Source organism: Polaribacter sp. IC073 (genome assembly GCF_007997075.1).
Taxonomy (GTDB): Bacteria; Bacteroidota; Bacteroidia; order Flavobacteriales; family Flavobacteriaceae; genus Polaribacter.
Genome location: NZ_VORS01000034.1, coordinates 1 through 1,105, shown reverse-complemented (window position 1 = coordinate 1,105; position 1,105 = coordinate 1). Strand labels below are relative to the sequence as shown.

Annotated in this window: 1 protein-coding gene; it reads right to left on the bottom strand. The window is 29.3% G+C overall.

Translation table 11 applies throughout. The annotated features are described in order from the left end of the window. Positions 1–50: 50 nt before the first annotated feature. Entirely contained in the window at positions 51–1,055 is a 1,005-nt protein-coding gene (locus ES045_RS16220) for an IS30 family transposase (protein WP_147117316.1), read from the bottom strand. Positions 1,056–1,105: the final 50 nt, after the last annotated feature.

Genomic DNA, 1,105 nt, shown 5'->3' with positions numbered 1-1,105 from the left:
CTTGGATTCAATGTTCTAACGCAACAAAGCGTTTTTATTTTTTGATGATACTAAGCTACAAATTTAAGTTCATTATCCATCATTTCTTTTGGTGTTTTATAACCTATTACTTTTCGAGGTCTATTGTTTAGTTTTTGTTGAATAATTTGAAGTTGTTTAAGGTCAATTTCATTAAAGTTTGTTCCTTTTGGAAGGTACCTTCTAATGAGTCCGTTTGTGTTTTCATTTGTTCCTCTTTCCCAAGAAGAATATGGATGTGCAAAGTAAATTTTCATACCTGTTTTTTTAGTAATTTTTTCGTGTCTTGCCATTTCAATTCCGTTGTCATAAGTCATTGATTTTTTATAAATGAGATTTAATTTGTTTAATATTTTAGAAAATTCTTTAGCGACTTCATTTGCTTTTTTAGATTCTAATTTAATGATTAGAGTGAACCTTGTTTTACGTTCTACAATCGTTCCAATTGCACTTTTATGGTTTTTACCAATGACTAAATCTCCTTCCCAATGTCCAATTTCATTTCTAAGTTCAATATGCTTAGGTCTATTGTCAATACTGACTTGGTTTATAATTTTACTCCCACCACCACGTCTTTTTTCAGGAGTTCTACGCCTTGTTTTTTTACGCACTAACAGTTTTATTAACTTTTTATTTAAACTTGCTTGTGGTCTTGTATATATGTGTCTATAAATAGCTTCGTGTGAAATAGACATTATAGGATCATTAGGATACAGCTCTTTAAGTCTTCCAGATATTTGTTCAGGAGTCCAGTTAGACAAAAGTCCTTTATAGACAAAAAATTTAAGTAAGGTGTAGGTACTTATTTTATCAAGATTTCTTTTGTTTAAATAGTCTTCTTTTACACACCAATGTGCAAGTTCAGCATCGTATTTATCCTCTTTTTTTTGTATCCATTTATTAACTTCTCTGCCAATAGTTGAACGAGATCTATAAAGTCTAATTGCGATATAAGATTTAGACTTTTTTTCTTTTAAAAGTGTCTGGATTATTATCCTTTCTTTTAAGGTTAATCGTCTGTGTTTTTTTACTTTCATTTTACAAATCTATTAATTTAGATTTGTTGCGTTAAGTTATTGAATGGAAG